The organism is Gardnerella sp. c10Ua_244, assembly GCF_055818055.1.
Genome location: NZ_JARFVS010000001.1, coordinates 202,967 through 220,997, shown reverse-complemented (window position 1 = coordinate 220,997; position 18,031 = coordinate 202,967). Strand labels below are relative to the sequence as shown.

The following is an 18,031-nucleotide window of genomic DNA, read 5'->3' as shown; positions in this document are numbered from 1 at the left end:
TTTTGCCACGGCGCTTGTATTTTATATTTTTTCTGAAGCAACGCTAGTTTTTACGCTTGCCGGCACGCGCACGCACAGTGCTTGTTTGTCAACAGTGAATCGCAAATGTTTTGTGTAACCCAAAATGTCGCCGTCCACCTGCACTGGCGCCGCTTTTTCTAATTGCACTTCTGCGCTAAAACCTTGCGTTTGGTCAATTCTTGAGCCTGCAGAAAGCGAATCCTGCTGGAGCGCGCGCCCTGTTAGCGTTTGGTGTATTACTCCTCGGAACAAATTAGCCCAACCAATTAAACCGCCCGAAGTGTCAATAATCTCAAAATCAAGCACACCATCGTCATATGCTGCTTCTGGCATAAGCGAAAACATAGGAATCTGACCGCAATTTCCAGCCATAAGTGTGCGGAAAGTCAATCCTTTTAGCACGCTTTCGTCGCCATTTGAACGCTGTAAGGTAACGGTTGCGCGATATTTTGGCATAAACAAATGCTTTACGCCAGAGACAAAATAAGCAAGCCAACTAATATTCTTTTTTAAGTTTGGATCAGTGTCGTCAATCATTAACGCGTCAAAACCAATGCCTGCAATAATTAAGAATGCGTGTCCATGATCTTCTTCTGGATTGTCGAGAATCGTTACGCGCCCAACGTCAACCTGCCTAGAGCCGTGAGAAGTCGCAACACGCAACGCAGCATCCACGTCGTTTACTGGAATTCCCATATTTCTAGCAAAAAGATTGCCAGTTCCAATAGGAATAATTCCCATCGCGTGACCTTTACCGCTTACTGCGCTCGCAACAGTACGAACCGTGCCATCTCCGCCTACTGCTACTACTACGTTAGCTCCGTTTGAAAGTGCTTCTAAAGCGCATTCGCGTCCATCTTTATCTAACTGTGTATCAATAATTTCGTAGGTTAAATTGCGTTCTTTGCAATAATTTTTAATACTTTCGCGATACGATTTCGCTTGTGGTTTTGAAGGATTAAGTATGAATGCGTAATGCACTGAGTCGCCATGTCGTTGAGCAAGTTTTTCTGCCAAATGATGACGTTTTAAAGCGCGCGAAACAATCATGATGACGAATGGAGCGAGTACAAGCGCGAATACAATCATCATAAGAGCAATAGTCGCTTGAATAGGCATAGTTGGCATACCTCCTATTCTTGCACATTATTTTTTCTACAATACTAAATTTTGCGGCATATTGCGAATATTTACGTTTTTTACACATTTGTATAGTATGTATTGTTTTTATAAATATCGTTTATTGCTTGTATTAGATGTTTATTAGTTACTCATCAGGTGTCGGCTAGTTGCTAGTTAATTGTGCATTTTGCTGCTTTTGCTTGTTCTTTGCTCGTTTTTCACGTGTATTATTCGCATTAATTCTGTACTAAATATTTAGTTAGTTATATAGCTAGTTATGTAACCAGTTATGCTCTCCTGCTTCGCTAATACTAATTTCGTGCGTCGCTAGTGGTAAACTATGCAAGCGTGTCTGTCGCATATAATTATTAAGCAGAGGTTTTGAATATGGCTGAATTACAGCAAAATTTTGAGGGAGATGAATCCCTCAATATTACACCTAGTAATATGCCTGATGATGCTAGTGACGATACTGTTGCTTTTATGCAGGTTCCTCAAAGTCATGTAGAAGATCAAATAGCTGATAATTCTGTTAATTATGAGGGAACTCTTGCTGATAATTTAGGCGAAGTCGCCGATGAAGAAGATACTTCTGGAGACATTGTTGACGATATCGTTGAAGATATTGCGGGTAATAAGAAGAATGTGTTTGGTAATAATGCTGCATCTTATGGCATGTATGCAAATGCAACTCCTGCCGATTCAACTGCAACCGATTCATTTAGAGTAGTAGAGCCGAAAGCAAAGAAACATCGTACGAATCGTTCCGCACTGGCGTTGATGTATTCGCTTCTTATCTTTGTTATTTTGTTAGCAGCAGCATTTTTTGCACTTCATTTGTATTTCAACAATCGAGTTGCTCCAGGTGTTGATTTTGGTGATGCTTCTATTACGCGCAATCTCACTGGCTATCAGGAAGATTCTGTAAGCAAGACTGTTCAGAATGCTGTGGATCATAGCGAATTAGAAATTAGTGACGATCAAGGAAATAGTATTGATGCAGATTTGAGTCAGCTTGGTGTCAAGATTGATAAGAACGCAACTGTAAAAGCTATTATGAATGCTAAGCGAGATAATTTATTTACTCGTATTATGCCTTGGGTTCATCAAACTGTGAGCTTGAAAGCTGTACGTGATGATTCTGCTTTGGATTCGTACTTATTGCATAAGTTTATTCGTGAGAAGGATCGTGCTGTACCTTATAGTGCAGTTTTCGACAAGGATTCTGAATCTTACAAGGTAGAGGATGGCATACCTGGTCGCACTATAGAAACTATGTCTGTTCGTGAAGCAGTAAAAAAGTTAATTGCTTACCCTGGTAAAACAGTAAAAGTTTCTGTTACATCTCGACGCACTGACGCTCCTATTAAGCTTGATGCAGCGCAGAAACTTGTAAATGATTTAAATAAACTTCTTGAGAAAAAAATCACGTTTAATAACGGTGACGGTAAAGATTTTACGGTTCCAAAAGAAGCGATTGCGTCTTGGATCAGTATAAAAGCAGATACGACTCGCCGTAAGCTTTCTTACACAATTGATGCAGATAAAGCAGATTATTATTTGTCTCAAGTTCTTCCAAAAGAACTTAATCAGCAAAAAATTAATCAAGAAGATGCAATTGATAAAGAAGGTAGGTTTATTTTCACAACGCTTAAAGGTTCTAATGGTGTTGAAATTAACTATTCCAATAGTGTTGCGAAAAAGGCTGTAGAATCTTTGCGCAATGGCAATGATTTCAAGATGGCTGTTCCTGCGAAAATCACTAAGTTTACCGTTGAAAAGAAGCTTGTTGAAATGCGCATTGTTGTTGACAAAACAACCCAAACGGCTTCTGTTTATAAGAATGATGAACTTGTAAAAACATTCCCTGTTTGCACAGGTAAGCGCGGTGCTGATGATTCAGCTTCCGGCACATTCTTTATTTACTTGCGTTATGCTTCACAAGATATGCGCGGTAGGAACGGCGATGGCTCTCCTTACTTCTCTCCTGGAGTGCGTTGGGTTAGCTATTACCATGGTGGAGAAGGCTTCCACACTGCTTCTTGGAATTATAAGGGTATTGCAACTGGCGATGCTGCAAATCACGGCTCTCATGGTTGCATAAACATGTATGAGCAGGATGCTCGCTGGATTTTTGAAAATTGCCCACGTGGCACTATTGTACAAATTGTTGGCACGACTCCAGATGGTCCGGTACGCGAATGAGCGAATCTGTGGGTAACTCACTTAACAAAGATGAACGCGCCGAAGAACTTTTGCTTTCTGCGCGTTCTAATCTTGAGTGTGTGCAAAGTCCACAATCTACTCCGAAGTTAGCTGCGTCTAGACGAATTAGCAGCGCGCCAATTCCTGTGCATGTTACTGCAACATTGTTTGACACTCCGTCTAAAGCTGAGTGTATTGACAATAAGCCATTGCTTGTGCGTTTTGGTCGCAGGCTCGTTACGTCTATTGTCGGCATGTGGATGCGTCTTGCTGGTCGTGTTGCTCGTCGTCTTGGCTGGTTTCCAAGTGTTGAGCCATATATTGGGTATGGAACGCATAGATATGCTCGCTTGATTTGCAGAACTGTGTATGCTCCAAAGCTTGGTCATCATTCTGCTCTAAAACGCGGAATTTACGCAATGCTTGTTGTTCCTGCTGTGCGTGTGCGCGTGGCTTTGTCTATTGACGGTATTCCTGTAGAAACAGCTCAAATTGGCGATTCTGAAATATACGATAAGCCTGAAGGTTCGCGCGATGGTAGTGCAGAGTATTGTATTTCTGACCGTGCAGGGTATTTAGATTTAATTACTGAGCGCGCTTTAGAGCCTGGTCGTCACGTTGTTTCGTATTCTGTTAGTGATCGTGAGCCTGTAAAAGCGAGCTTGTTTGCTATTGACGCAAATGTTCCTGTTGGTGTTATTTCGGACGTTGACGACACTATTATGGTAACTCAAGCGCCTTCGCCAATTCGTGCTGCTTATAATTTGCTTATTATGAATCCTGCTCATCGTTCGCCAGTTACTGGAATGTCTGAGTTTTTCCAGTCTTTAGAGCGTTTACGTGACGATATTCCATTTTTCTATCTTTCTACTTCTCCGTGGAATGTTGAGGCTTCAATTCGTCACTTTATTGATCGCGAAAAGTTTCCTGAGGGTCCTCTTCTTCTTCGTGATTTGGATCCACGTCCTAAAACTTTTATCCCAAACGGACCGCAGCATAAATTAGAATTTGCAACTCAGCTTATGGATGATTTTCCGGGTATGCGTTTTGTGCTTATTGGCGATGATGGTCAAAAGGATCCTTTAACGTATGCGAATATTATTCGTAAGCATCCAGGTCGTGTGCTTGCAGTAGGTATTAGGCAATTGCGTAAGCATGCTACTGTTGAGGATTTTCGTCGTAAATTATCTCGTGATTTTGCGGTTGCTTTAAGTGCGTCTAAGCGTGCATATGTTTTTTCGGATGCTCTTGATACTACGTGTGAAGATGCACAAGAAATTCCTACTATGGCGATCGAAAAATTACATAATGCTAACGAGTTTTCTGGTGATATTGATGATTTTGATGATGCTCAAATGCGCATAATTGAAGCAGAAGGTGCTGTTGGTACTTTGCAAGGCGTGCCATTTTTTGCAGCTCCTCAAGGCAAAGATTTAGCTAAAGTAATGCTTCCGTTTATAGAGGAAGCAATCGCGAAATAGTATAAAAATAATTGTAAAATAATTTTGTAATATTAAAGAATTGCAGAAAATATTTCGTTACTAATATATAAAAGCTGAAGAAAATACTTAATGAAAATTAAAAGAGGTGTAGCTATGAGTAATCAAGATTTCGCAAAGCCAAAAGCAGCAGAACGCATACCGTCGGCACGTGAATTCCATGGCGACACTTATATAGACGAATATGCTTGGATGAAAGATCGCAATAATCCTAAGCTTATGGAATACGTCAATAGTCAAAACGCTTATACTGAACAGCGTGTAAAGCACTTAGAAAACTTGCGTTCTACATTGTTTGACGAGTTGCGTTCAAGAGTTCAAGAAACAGACATGTCTGTTCCTGTGCGCATGAATAATTATTGGTATTACGTGCGTACTGAAAAAGGCAAACAATACGCTGTGCAATGCCGTATGAAAGTCAAAAATAGTGACGATTGGAATCCGCCAATTATCGACAATTCTGCAAAACCTGGCACAACTGATGGTGAAGAGATTTTATTTGATGCAAACTTTGAGTCTGAGCACTCTGGTGGCAAGTTCTTTAGAGTCGGTGGAATGGATTTGAGCACCGATGGTTTGAGAATGCTGTACGGTGTCGACACTCAAGGCGATGAACGCTTTAACTATTTTATTCGTGACTTTTCTACAAAAACATGTTCTTGGTTGCAGTTAGAAGAATCGTGGGAAAATCTTGCTTCTGCTTCACTTTCTCCAGATGGAAAATGGGTGTTTTATGTAAAGCTTGATGATGCTTGGCGTCCTTATCAAGTTTGGAGGCATAAGGTTGGCACTAGCGTTTCTAATGATGTAAAAGTTTTTGAAGAAACTGACGAGCGATTTTTTGTTGACGTGTATGAAAGTTTTGACGAACGATACATGATGATCAGTAGTAGTTCAAAGACTACGTCGCGCGTGCTTATGCTTCCTTTGAGCAATCCTGAAGGCGAATTCAGCATGGTTATTGAGCCGGTTGAGGGGGTGGAATACGATATTTCTTTCGCTTGCTTTGAGAATGCTGGCGAAAATGGTGAAGATATTCCAATTGCGATTGTGTGCCATAACGCTAAAAATCCTAATTTTGAAATTGACATTATTGATATGAGAGGAAATTCCGGCAAGTTTGATGAGCATATAACGTATAAGCTTTCGGATGGAGTATGTGTTGCGTCGGGTTCTCCTTATGGTTGCGAGCAGGGAGATGCTTGGCAACAAGGTGCTGGAAGTGAGCCTATTACAAAGCCTTATAATTCGCCTCAAAATCCTGAAATATTGCAAAATGCAGTTGGATTGAGCATAAGCGGATTGTCAATGTACAAAAATTATGTGGCACTAGCTTATCGTTCTCAAGGTTTGCCGCATTTGGCTGTAATGAGCAAGAAGCGCGCTGTTGAAGATTTTTTGCAAGCAAAACCGTGGCGTTTTTGCGAAGTGCGACCGCTTTCTTCCCAGCTTGCGAATCAATTTACGGATCAACTTTCTTCCCAGCTTGCGAATCAATTTACGGATCAACTTTCTTCTCAACTTGCGGATCAAGCGCAAGCCGAACCACGTGCTGCGCTCGCAAATATTTCACAAGAAGAAATCAACAATAATCGCCTATTGAGTATTTCTATGACTGGAAATCCTTCGTACGAAGCTCCGCGTATGCGTTACGCTTTTGGTAGTTATGCGACTTTAGGTCAACTTCGCGAGTTGGATCCTTTAACAGGCGAAGATGTGTTGCTCAAGCAAGGTAAAATTTTAGGTGAATTTAATGAGCGCAATTATGCTGAAAAGCGCGTTTGGATTACTGCTCGAGATGGTGAGCGTGTGCCAGTGTCTCTTGTGTGGCGTCCGGATAAAATTTCTCAAACTGACTCAATGTTTATTACTGGTTATGGAGCGTATGAAGTTAGTTCAGACCCTACTTTTTCTGTCGGTCGCTTGAGTTTGCTGGATCGCGGCGTGTTATATGCGCAAGTGCATGTGCGAGGTGGCGGCGAAATGGGTCGTGCGTGGTATGAACAGGGTAGGCGCGTTAATAAAAAGCATACTTTTGAAGATTTTGTTGATGCCACGCGTGCTTTGCAAAATGCTGGTTTTGCTTCCGCTTGCCATACTGTTGCAAACGGTGGTTCAGCAGGAGGCTTGCTTATGGGTGCTATAGCAAATATGGCTCCGGAATGTTATGCAGGAATTGAAGCAGACGTGCCTTTTGTAGATGCCCTTACGTCTATGCTCGACTCTTCTTTGCCGCTTACTGTAACAGAGTGGGATGAGTGGGGCAATCCGCTCGATGATCCTGAAGCTTATGCTTATATGAAATCGTATACTCCTTACGAAAATGTGCCTTGCGTAAAAACGGAAGATGGTCGCAAAAAGTTAGCTGATTTTCCGAAAATCTTAATCACGTCCTCTATTTACGACACGCGCGTGCTTGTTACGGAACCTTTAAAATGGCTCGCTAAATTGCAAGCTTCTGGAGTTGACGCAATTGCTCGTATTGAAACTGACGGTGGTCACGGTGGCACTTCTGGCAGGTACAGGCAATGGCAGGAGTTAGCTTATGAAAACGCATGGTGCTTGCACGTTATGGGTATAAACAGTTAGTTGGAAGCGGCAGAAACTTTACTGCGTTGTAAAGTAAATGTCGTTTCCACGCCTTTCGTGATATCATGGGTCAAGTGATGTGCGTTTTTCGCTTGCGTTTTTCGTTTGCGTTTGTGCTCATTTACATACAGGTAGTTCAATGGAGATATCTACTTATTGCTTAATGAAGGGGTAGAGCAGCAATGGCAACACTCAACGTTGACAGCGATGAATTTTCACTGCAACATACCGCATTGTTTAAGCAAGTTCCAGCTGATCAAGTAAAAGAATTGATGCAGTATTTACAAGAATCAACATTTAAAAAAGGTTCTGCAATTTTTAATGAAGGCGATACTGACCATCGAATGTACTTGCTTGAGCGTGGAAGAGTAAAATTAGTTCGTCATTCAAACGACAATCGTGTGCAATTGTTAAGTATTCACACTCCTGGCGAAATTCTAGGCGAAATTCCCGTTTTTGACCCTAGCGGCGGTCCTCGTACAGCTTCAGCAATATCTATTACCAACAATACTAGAGTTTTATGGCTAGAAAATGACGTGTTATTCCATTGGTTAAACAATCACCCTAGTGTTGCAGTAGATATGCTTCAAGTGCTTGCAGCGCGCATGCGAGCAAATAATGAGCGAATTTCCGATTTAGTTTTTATGGATGTTCCTGCTCGTTTAGCAAAGACTTTGCTGAATTTAGCTTCAAGATTTGGTGAGCCTATGAGCGATGGCTTGCTTGTGCCGCATGATTTAACGCAAGAAGAGCTTGCGCAACTTGTTGGCTCGTCACGCGAAACAGTTAACAAAGCGCTTATGGATTTTGCAAACAGGGGTTGGATTATGCGCCAAGGCAGGTCAATTATTATCTACAAGCCTGGCATGCTTATTCGTCGAGCTGAACGTTAAAATGCGAATGTTTATGATGTCAGTTTTCAAGTAGAGGCAAACCTTTAAAATAGTACGCATGCCGAAAAAGAATTCACTGACTGTTCGCCGTGTGTTAGCACTGTTCCTTACCTACATCACTTTGTGTGTTGCAGGAGGTATTGCAGCAAGTATTATGTTTGTTCCTGGCGTAATGAGCGTGAATAGTGTAGTGAAAACAGTAGTGCCTTCACTTCGCGTTGACGGCATCGATTTTGATGTTACCGCGTTGCCGCAAAAATCGCGACTTTACGCTTCTGATGGCAAAACTATTATTGCAACTTTTTATGCTCAAAATCGCACTGTAGTGCCGCTTCGACGCATATCGCAATATATGCAGCGAGCAATGGTTGCTCGTGAAGACCGTCGATTCTTTGAGCATTCCGGCGTAGATATGCAAGGTGTTATTCGCGCATTCGTGCAAACATTCGTTAAAAAGGGAGATATGCAAGGTGGCTCTTCCTTAACTCAGCAATATGTAAAAAATGTGCTTATGATTAAAGCTCGCGAAAATAACGATCCTTTAGCTGAGTATCACGCTTCTGAAGGCACTATTGCACGTAAATTACGCGAAATGCTTATTGCAATTCAAATGGAGAAAAAATACTCTAAACTTGAGATTTTGCAGGGATATTTAAATATTGCGCAGTTCGGTAGCAATAATATTTACGGCGTAGAAACTGCAGCTCATCGCTACTTCAATACGAGTGCTGCAAAACTTAATCTTGTGCAATCGGCAACTATTGCTGCAATTACAAAGAATCCTTCGCGTTACGATCCTTCTATTGAAGCAAATCAGCCTGAAGCGCAAAAGCAGCGCAATATTGTGCTTGATTTAATGCTTCGTCAAGGTTTTATTACTAAGAGCGAGCATGATTCCGCTGTTGCTATTCCTCTTAAAAGCACTCTTAACATACAGAGGGAAGTTTCTAAAATTGGATGTCAAGCTGCAGGCGACGCAGCATTCTTCTGCGATTATGTGACGAAGAAAATTTTGCACTCCCGCGAGTTTGGTAAAACTGCTGCCATGCGCGAGAAGTTGCTTACTGAGGGTGGTCTTGATATTTACACAACTATGGATTTGCGTGCTAGTAAGGCTGCTATGAAAGCTGCTAGGGATACGATTCCTGTAAATGATAAGAGCGGTTTTGAGGTTTCAATTGCGGCAATTAAGCCTGGAACTGGTGAAGTTTTGGCGTTTGGTAGCAATCGTATTTATGATGCTACGGATGCTGCAAAATCAGATCCTACGCATACGGCTTTGAACTACGCTGTCGATGAACGAGATGGTGGCGGTCTCGGTTGGCAAATTGGTTCTACTTGGAAGCCAATTAATATGGTTGCGTGGATGCTTGCTGGAAAGTCAATTAATCAGCCTCTTCGCACTTCTATGCTTTATAATAATGCTGATTTTAATTGCAGCAAATTCCGCGGAGTTGGTAGTTGGTCAGTTCAAAACTCTGGTGGTGGCACAACTAATCCGGAAACTCCTTTGCAAGGTCTTGTGCGCTCGCATAACACCACTCAGGCTTCTATGGCTCAGCAAATTAAGCTGTGTTCAATCGCGGATGCTGCTCGCATACTTGGCTACCACAATTCGCCTCTTGGTCAGGAAAGCGTGTATTCTGCTAACTCGCTTAATCCGCCTATGACGATTGGTTCTGTGCAAGCTTCGCCTTTAACTGTGGCGAATGTGTATGCAACTATTGGTGCTGATGGCGTGGCATGTGATCCTATTGCTATTAAGCGAGTTGTTGACAAAAACGGTAAGCGTTTGAAAGTTCCTAGTGCGCATTGCCATCAAGCAATTCCAAAGGGAATCGCTCAAACTGCTGCTTATGCGCTGAATCAGGGTGTTGTGCAACCTGGTGGCGAGGCTTCAACTACACAACTTGATGGCGGTCGCAAGACTTTCGCAAAAACTGGTACTAACGAGCAGTACTACATGACTACAGCTGGTTTTGTGCCGTATCAAGTTGCTTCGTTTGTGGCAGTTGGTAACGCTGAATCACAGAAAAGCTTTAATGGCATGACTATTAACGGTCGCACAATGGCAGCTTGGTACGGTATGTATATTGCAACCCCAGCGTGGAAACAGTTTATGAACGACTATTTGAAAGCTGCTAACATTCCTGTTGACAACGATTATGGCAAGCCTGATCCAAAGTATACTGCCGGTGGAACTCTGCCCGGCACGCCTAAAAATACTGTTAAAACTGATCAGCAGAAGCGAGATGAAGACGCCAGAAAGCAGGCAGCACAAGAACAGCAGGAAGAAGCTAAGACGCAAAAGAACACGCAAGATCAGTACGGCACTGCTCGCCGCGACGACTATGGTGATTCAGAAACTGATAATTACTAAATGGTATTTGTTAACTCGTAATTGCTAGTTAACTTACTAAATACTAAGTTGTTTTGTGCTGTTCCTTACGAATAGACCCTTACTTATGCTACTTGATTGTGAGCAAAGTAAGGGTCATTTTTAGTGCAAATACGCACTGTGCTAGTTCAAATCCGCACCAACTGCGTCTGCAACATGCTCGAAGCCGTCGCGTTTCAAAAGGTCCGCAAGTCCGCGTTTCAGCGTTGTGATTTGCTGTGGTCCTCTGTACATAAGTGACGTAATAAACATAACCAAGTCAGCGCCTGAGCGAATCTTCTTATATGCTTGCTTTGGCGTAAATACTCCGCCAATGCCTGCAATAGCAAAACGTTCACCAAAAGCTTTGCGCGTGCGTCGAATAAGATCGTTGCTTGCGCTGTAGGTAGGACCTCCAGAAAGTGCTCCTTGCCAATCTTCCGGAACATCAAGTCCTGCGCGATTCTTTTGCAAGTTTGCAATACTTACTCCGTCAACTTTATGTTCGGCAAGTACGTCAAGCAGAGATTTGAACTGTTCCCAACCGCCGTGTAAATTAAGCGGCATCTTAACTAACGTTGGCTGAGGTCGCTTAATAGTGTCAAGATCGGTGAATAATTTGTCAAGTGCTTCCGGCTGACTAAATGGTTCACCCACACGCGTGTTCGGGCATGAAATATTTACTTCAATTATTGAGCTTTTTCCGGCTGCACGTTCCATAGAAATATGGTAGTCTTCAATTCCTTCTTCCAAGTCGCCAACTAAGTCGTCGTTTGTGCGCGCAATAGAAATAGACATATTCATAGATTTTGCGTGCGTCCAAGCTTTCTCGGCTCGTGCAACAACGGCTTCGCTGCCATCGTTTGCTAGTCCTGCGTGTACAAGAATAGAGTCATATTCTGGAAGGCGATGATACCAAGGTTTTTGATTTCCTTCGCATGGTCGGCTTGTGGTAGAGCCAACTGTTTCAAATCCAAAGCCGGCGTTGTCTAGCACGGTTGCCATTTGGCAATTTTTATCTAGTCCTGCACTTAAGCCAAACGGGTTTGCAAAATTCACACCCATAACGTTAGTTTCTAGCACCGGGTCTGTGTAGTTAAGCATTTCGCGAAGAAGCCACATTAACCCAGGAGTGCGCTCGCTAAATTTGCAAAAATTAATCATGCGATCATGCGCTTCGTCTGGAGGAATGTTAAAAACGAAATGCGGTTTAATAATGTGTTTGTATGAGAATGTAAAAAGGTCTGTCGTTGTTTTATTGACGACATTGTGTAATGAGTGTTCAGAAACGTAATACATATTTATATAGTAGGGCATTATTGTTATATACGCCATTCCTTAGTGTATTTTGTGCGTTTTCTTCCTTAGTACGCGTTCGTTTTTGTGCGATTTTTCACAAAACCTGCTTTACTTGACAACAAAATGTGCGTTCTTTTCGTTTTAATGCCCTGAAACGCTCAATTACGTTTGTTTTTTGCGTTTACGTGTGCGATAATGTTCGTATGATTTCTTCACAGCGTCAACATTTGATTTTAAGTCGTCTCCGTACGCGCGGTGCTGTTCGCATTACTGCGCTTTCTAAAGAACTGAACGTTTCTGCTATGACGGTTCGCAGGGATATCGCAGAGCTTTCGGATCGTGGGCTTTTAAAGCGCGTTCACGGCGGTGCTGTAACGACTAATACTCTGCTTTCGGAGCCGCTGTTTTCTGTAAAGTCGCAAATGGACATTGGTTTGAAGGATGCGATTGCGCGTTTGGCTGTGGACTATGTTTCTCCTGGGGATGTGATTGCTATTGGCGGCGGTACCACTGCTTATGTGTTTGCGCAGCATTTGCTCGAGTCTCGCAGGGCTTCTGGCATTACGATTTTGACTAATTCGATTCCTGTTGCGGAGCTTGTGCAAGCTTTAGAGTCGAAGGATGTCGAGGTTATTGTTACCGGCGGCGTGATTACGCGTTCCAATTCGCTTGTTGGGCCTATTGCAGATAAAGTTGTTGCTTCTCTTCGTGTGAATACCGTTTTTCTTGGCACGCATTCTGTGTCTCTTCCTCGCGGATTCCTTATGCCAAATTCTTTGGAAGCTGCTACTGATATGGCGTTAATGGATATTGCGGATCGCACGATTATTTTGACGGATCATACTAAATGGAGTTGTACGTCGCTTTCGCTATTTGCTCGTTTTGATCAGGTTGATACTGTTATTACCGACGATGGTTTGGATGCTGATTCTCAGCTTCGCACGCGTGAGCTTGTAAAGGATTTGGTTTTGGCACCTGTTATTGACGAGCGAGATGTTCTTGATGCATCTAATGGTGACGATTTAGCGAATTCTGAAGATTCTGACGATTTGCTTGATTAGTATTTTGCAAGTATTTTTGCAAAGTTTGATTTTGCGCGCTGATGATTTTAATGCCCGAGTGAGTTATTTACTCGGGCATTTTGTTCTTGCTGTTTGGTTTGGTTTCAAGTGTGCCGATGTTTAAACAAATTTTGCTATGTTTAAATAAAGCGTGCCGATGGTTAAATATTGCGTTTTTTGTTGTTTTATAAGGCTGTTAGAGAAATCACAAAACTCAAACCTTAAAGAAAGCTGAAAAAATGTTAAAAAAATCCAGTATATGGCGTGTCGTGTAATTTTTATCAAAAAATACAGAAAAATGCCGTAAATATTTCTGCTTTTTAATGAATATAACGAATATTTATCAAGATTTTTTGTATTTTTGATGCTGAGAAACCTGAATTTTAGTGTTGAGTTTTCTGAGAGCTTGCGGTAAGTTTTAACTCAGTTACCGGTTGAATCCCTAGTTCACTGGTACGAGCGGGAAACCGCAAATGGCAAATTTTTCTTCGCATACCCTAGTGCGGAGGAGAAGAAGAAAGGAAAATATTATGTTGAATAAGAAGGCTATCGCCGCATTCGCTGCTGGCGCCACCCTCCTCTCTGGTTTCGCTTTTGCTGTCCCAGCAATGGCTGAGGCTCCTGCTGCTCCTGCAGCTCCTGCAGCTCCTGCTGCTCCTGCAGCTCCTGCAGCTCCTGCTGCTCCTGCAGCTCCTGCAGCTCCTGCTGCTCCTGCAGCTCCTGCAGCTCCTGCTGCTCCTGCAGCTCCTGCAGCTCCTGCTGAACCTACTTATAATAGGTCATTCTATAAGACTGAAGACGCTGGAGAGCTTGATGCTCGTTTGGCTAAGGAGAAGGCTGATAAGGAAGCTAAGGCTAAGGCTGAAGACGAGAATGATAAGTATGAGCATTCTCCATTTGGCAATAAGGACATGGATTACGCGAAGTGTGTGAAGCTTTACGGTAAGGATTCTCTCGAGTGCAAGGCTGTCGCTGACTACCTCAAGCGTCATGGTCAGAAGGTTGATGACAAGGCTAACGACAAGAAGGATGACAAGAAGTCTGATAAGAAGGCTGCTCCATTGGCTAAGACCGGTGCTGCTGTAGCTTTGGCTGCTGTTGCTGCTTCCGTGCTTGCTGGCATGGGTGCTGCTCTTCGCAAGATCCGTCACTAAGCTGAAATCTGATTCAGTGATGAATCATTTGGGCTTTAGCTTATTGGTTGATTGTTGAGTCGGTTTTTCTGTGAATTACTTAGTCTAGTGTGCTAAAAGGTGCGCTAGACTAAGTTTTTTTATGACAATTTTGTGCTCTGTACGCTCGTGTTCACGTCTTCGTCCTCTTTTTACGCAACTGTAAAGTTTCTGTCGTTATTTGCTGGTTTCGCGGCTTTTTCTTTACGCTGCTGTAAAGTTTCTGCCGCCTGACACCATCGTTTAAGCGCGTAACTCTCGTCGTCACGAGCGTGCTGTAAAATAGCAAAGTTGTGTGCGGTTTTGGTGCTTATCATCAAACATATCGCGCATATTTTGCAAACACACTCCTGCTGTGGAAGGTCCACAGCCGATAGTCCGAAGGAGGTGGGTGATGTCTGCACATAAGTATGAACTGATGTTCATTGCAAATCCTGAGCTGGATGAGCACGGTCTTAAGAAGTTGACCGAGCAGTATCTTGAGCTTGTCACCAACGAGGGCGGTTCCGTTGACGGCACCGATTACTGGGGTCGCCGCAAGTTTGCCTACGAAATTGAAGGCAAAACCGAAGGTAACTACGTTGTGGTGAACTACACTGCCGAGCCATCTGTAAGTGACGAACTTGACCGTGTTTTGAACCTTAATGAATCTGTAATCCGCACGAAGATTCTTCGCAAGGACGCTAAGTAAAAACTAGCAAAACTAAGTAAGCTCTAGTGAATTAAATAAAAACTAGTTAAGCTAAATAAATACGTAAACAACCGCGCATAAGTTGCGCACAAAATTGCCAGTAATCACTGATATGTGATTACGAGTAAAGCGAGAAAGAAAAGGCACGATATGGCAGGTGAAACGATTATTACCGTCGTGGGAAATCTCACTTCGGATCCTGAATTAAGGGCACTTTCCAATGGTGCTTCTGTTGCGAGCTTTACCATTGCATCCACACCTAGAACGTTTAATCGTAATACGAATCAGTTCGAGGATGGGCCTGCATTATTTATGCGTTGCTCAGCGTGGAGAGACTTGGCAGAACATTGTGCAAACAGCCTTTCTAAAGGCACGCGCGTGATTGCTCAAGGCAGGTTGTCGCAGCGTTCGTATCAAGCGCAAGACGGCTCGAATCGCACAGTTGTTGAACTTACGGTTGACGAAATTGGTCCATCTTTGCGTTATGCAACTGCGCAAGTTAACCGCCAAAGCTCTTCAACAGGTTTTGCTGGTGGCTCGCGCGCATCAAATGCTGCTGGCGCAGGTTATGCTGGCGGAGCAAATTATGCTGCTAGCCAGGCTGCTTCTCAGCATGCCGCAAATTCTTCAGCGGCTGATCCGTGGAGTGCTGCTGCGCCAACAAACGATAGTTTTTCAACTTTCGGCGCCAATTCTGATTTTGGCGGCGATTCTGAAGAACCTGAGTTCTAACGTTTCAGTTGAGCTATAGATAGCATATTTATTTGTTTATTTACGCGCTTACTTAATCCTTATAAATACATCATCAGTTACATGTTATGCGAACAAAAAGCATAACGGATTTGAGAGAGGACATCTTATGTCACGCAAAAGGCCGCAACCACCGGTCAAGCCTTTCAAAAAGAAGCCAAATCCTTTGAAGGCTGCCAAGATTACTGAAATTGATTATAAAGACGTTGCTTTGCTGCGCAAGTTCGTTTCTGACCGCGGCAAGATTCGTTCCCGTCGTATCACCGGCGTAACCGTGCAGGAACAGCGCAAGATCGCGAAGGCAGTGAAGAATGCTCGCGAAATGGCTTTGCTTCCTTACGCCACTACCGGTCGCTGATTGAGAGGATAGGAATATGGCTGAAACCAAGGTTATTCTTACCAAGACTGTTGCCAACCTCGGTCACTCTGGTGACGTTGTTGAAGTTAAGGCTGGCTATGCTCGCAACTACCTGATTCCTCAGGGTCTTGCTTTTGCATGGAACAAGGGTGCTGCTTCCCAGATTGAAGCAATGCGTCGCGCTCGTCTTGCCAAGGCTGTTGCCACTCGTGAAGAGGCAGTTGCAGCTAAGGCTCAGATTGAAGGCACCGTTGTGGAGCTTTCTGCTAAGGTTTCCGAATCCGGCAAGCTTTTCGGTGGCATTTCTGCCGAGAAGATTGCTGCCGCTTTGGCTTCCAAGGCTCAAGTTGAGGCTCGCGCAATTAAGGTTGCTACTATTAAGACCACTGGTGAGTTCCCAGCAACCGTAACATTGCATCCGGAAATCACCGCTTCCTTCACTGTTAAGGTTGTGGCTGAGTAAGTAGCTTTGTGAATTTTACAAAACATGTTGTAGCAAGCAGATTCTTGCTTTTAGTGGTTTTCTGCTTGTAATACATGTGGATTGAACTTAAGCATTAGCTCTGCGTTTGCGTTGTATTGAGTTTTCTCATTGCGATGCTGCGCAGAGTTTTTTTATGCTGCAATATTTTGAAAATGTGAATGTGTTGTAAGTGTCACGTGCGTAACGTAGTTTTTTAAGTTCTACTCGACTAAATTAGAACAGTTGGAAAATTGCGAAATTATCAAGGAGATGCAAACTGTGCTGGAAAGCAAATATGAACTGGCCGACGAGCTTAGTATGAACGCAAAAGCGCAAGATGCCAGCATATCTGCTATTCGCAATGACGAAGAGTATGCTTGTAAAAATTCCGTAAGCGCAAATCTTGAAAACGCAATAAAATACAGCAATCACAAAGGTTATGGCGAAACTTGCGCGAAGGTTATTCTTTTTGGCGAACATTCCGTGGTTTATGGCCATTCTGCAATAGCTTTGCCGCTTAAAAACTTGCGTATGCGCGCTGTCGTAACTAATTGCAATGAATCTTTAGCACCTGCTTCGTGTAAATCTTTATCTTCTGCATCACGCGAATCTTTAGCATCTACGACGAATCTCGATTCACATATAACTCTTTCGTGCCTTGACTTTACTGGCAAACTTTCCGAAATTCCTACGCGCTTTAATAGCATACGAACAGCAATTCGCGCGTCGCTAGAGTTTGCAGGGTGGAGCGGTGAGAATTTGCACATTTTTACCGAGTCTGATTTTCCAGCAGAACGAGGTCTTGGCTCGTCTGCGGCTGCTGCTGGTGCTATAATTCGTGCGATTCTTGACTATTATGGCGTTTCAGCTAGCGATGATGAGATTTTTAAGTTGACGCAGACTGCTGAGTGCGTGGCTCACGGACGTTCTTCAGGCTTGGATGCCACTGCAACCGCTGCTTCCTGGCCTGTGCGTTTTAGTCGTGGCTGTTTTGATCGCATGGAAATTAACATGCGTGCGTGGCTTGTTTTGGCGGATTCTGGATGCAAAGGAATGACTCGCGAAACAGTTGAAGCTTTGCGTTCTCGTTTAGAATCGAATCCTGTTGAAGTTGGAGCGCAACTCAATAAATTGGGGGAGATTGCTGCTGCTGCAGAAGATGATTTGGCGTTTGGTCGTATTGAAAATATGGGTAAGCAAATGACTTTCGCACACCGTATTTTGGCGGATTTGGGCGTAAGTACTGCGAAACTTGACACTTTGGTAGATGCTGCTTGCAAACATGGCGCGTTGGGTGCAAAACTTACTGGCGGAGGTGGTGGAGGATGTGTCATTGCGCTGGCTGATAGTGAGGATGCTGCTAAGCGAGTGAGTGAAGCTTTTAAAAATGCAGGAGCTTGCGATACGTGGATTGTGAATATAGGTGATTCTGCAATAAATTGAATCTTATTTTTACTTGAAATGTAGCATAAACTTTACAGTTATTTAAAGAAAAGAAGCTTGTGCGCACTGTTTTGCTAAAACATTGACT

Annotated in this window: 14 protein-coding genes; 12 read left to right on the top strand and 2 right to left on the bottom strand. The window is 43.2% G+C overall.

The genetic code is table 11. From position 1 onward, the window contains the following. Positions 1-21 precede the first annotated feature (21 nt). The gene (locus P0108_RS00905; RefSeq protein WP_102703356.1) at positions 22-1,149 is read right to left on the bottom strand and encodes a diacylglycerol/lipid kinase family protein; all 1,128 of its coding nucleotides are present in this window, start codon (positions 1,147-1,149) and stop codon (positions 22-24) included. 381 nt (positions 1,150-1,530) lie between these two features. On the opposite strand from P0108_RS00905, the gene P0108_RS00900 reads away from it, so the two are divergent. From P0108_RS00900 to P0108_RS00880, 5 genes are all read left to right on the top strand, one after another. Beyond that, entirely contained in the window at positions 1,531-3,348 is a 1,818-nt protein-coding gene (locus tag P0108_RS00900; protein ID WP_004110203.1) for a L,D-transpeptidase, read from the top strand. Next, a complete protein-coding gene (locus tag P0108_RS00895) occupies positions 3,345-4,829 on the top strand; it encodes an App1 family protein (protein WP_415692895.1) in 1,485 nt (494 codons plus the stop codon). The genes P0108_RS00900 and P0108_RS00895 overlap by 4 nt, the downstream gene beginning before the upstream one ends. Positions 4,830-4,919: 90 nt before the next feature. Beyond that, on the top strand, positions 4,920-7,436 hold the full coding sequence (locus P0108_RS00890) for a S9 family peptidase (protein ID WP_473730684.1): 2,517 nt from the start codon (positions 4,920-4,922) through the stop codon (positions 7,434-7,436). A gap of 182 nt (positions 7,437-7,618) precedes the next feature. Then, the gene (locus tag P0108_RS00885) at positions 7,619-8,329 is read left to right on the top strand and encodes a Crp/Fnr family transcriptional regulator (RefSeq protein ID WP_004110206.1); all 711 of its coding nucleotides are present in this window, start codon (positions 7,619-7,621) and stop codon (positions 8,327-8,329) included. A gap of 58 nt (positions 8,330-8,387) precedes the next feature. Beyond that, positions 8,388-10,709: a transglycosylase domain-containing protein gene (locus P0108_RS00880; RefSeq protein ID WP_103013804.1), complete on the top strand. Its 2,322-nt coding sequence runs from the start codon at positions 8,388-8,390 to the stop codon at positions 10,707-10,709. Between the two features lie 141 nt (positions 10,710-10,850). Here the strand turns inward: P0108_RS00880 and P0108_RS00875 are convergent, their stop codons facing one another. Next, entirely contained in the window at positions 10,851-12,005 is a 1,155-nt protein-coding gene (locus P0108_RS00875) for a quinone-dependent dihydroorotate dehydrogenase (RefSeq protein WP_473730742.1), read from the bottom strand. Between the two features lie 203 nt (positions 12,006-12,208). On the opposite strand from P0108_RS00875, the gene P0108_RS00870 reads away from it, so the two are divergent. The 7 genes from P0108_RS00870 to mvk all read left to right on the top strand — a co-directional run bounded on the left by P0108_RS00870 (position 12,209) and on the right by mvk (position 17,943). After that, entirely contained in the window at positions 12,209-13,066 is an 858-nt protein-coding gene (locus tag P0108_RS00870; protein WP_064621441.1) for a DeoR/GlpR family DNA-binding transcription regulator, read from the top strand. 530 nt (positions 13,067-13,596) lie between these two features. Beyond that, positions 13,597-14,220, top strand: coding sequence for a peptidase (locus P0108_RS00865; RefSeq protein WP_473730683.1), 624 nt, complete (start codon positions 13,597-13,599; stop codon positions 14,218-14,220). 412 nt (positions 14,221-14,632) lie between these two features. Continuing rightward, a complete protein-coding gene (rpsF, locus tag P0108_RS00860) occupies positions 14,633-14,929 on the top strand; it encodes a 30S ribosomal protein S6 (RefSeq protein WP_004574062.1) in 297 nt (98 codons plus the stop codon). Between the two features lie 150 nt (positions 14,930-15,079). Continuing rightward, positions 15,080-15,661 (top strand): single-stranded DNA-binding protein, encoded by a 582-nt coding sequence (locus P0108_RS00855; protein ID WP_004110230.1) that lies wholly within the window; start codon positions 15,080-15,082, stop codon positions 15,659-15,661. Positions 15,662-15,788: 127 nt separating this feature from the next. Next, positions 15,789-16,037: a 30S ribosomal protein S18 gene (gene rpsR, locus P0108_RS00850; RefSeq protein WP_004105399.1), complete on the top strand. Its 249-nt coding sequence runs from the start codon at positions 15,789-15,791 to the stop codon at positions 16,035-16,037. Between the two features lie 16 nt (positions 16,038-16,053). Continuing rightward, the gene (rplI, locus tag P0108_RS00845; RefSeq protein WP_004110231.1) at positions 16,054-16,500 is read left to right on the top strand and encodes a 50S ribosomal protein L9; all 447 of its coding nucleotides are present in this window, start codon (positions 16,054-16,056) and stop codon (positions 16,498-16,500) included. 318 nt (positions 16,501-16,818) lie between these two features. Continuing rightward, positions 16,819-17,943, top strand: a complete 1,125-nt coding sequence (gene mvk, locus P0108_RS00840; RefSeq protein WP_473730741.1) for a mevalonate kinase — start codon at positions 16,819-16,821, stop codon at positions 17,941-17,943. Positions 17,944-18,031 lie beyond the last annotated feature (88 nt).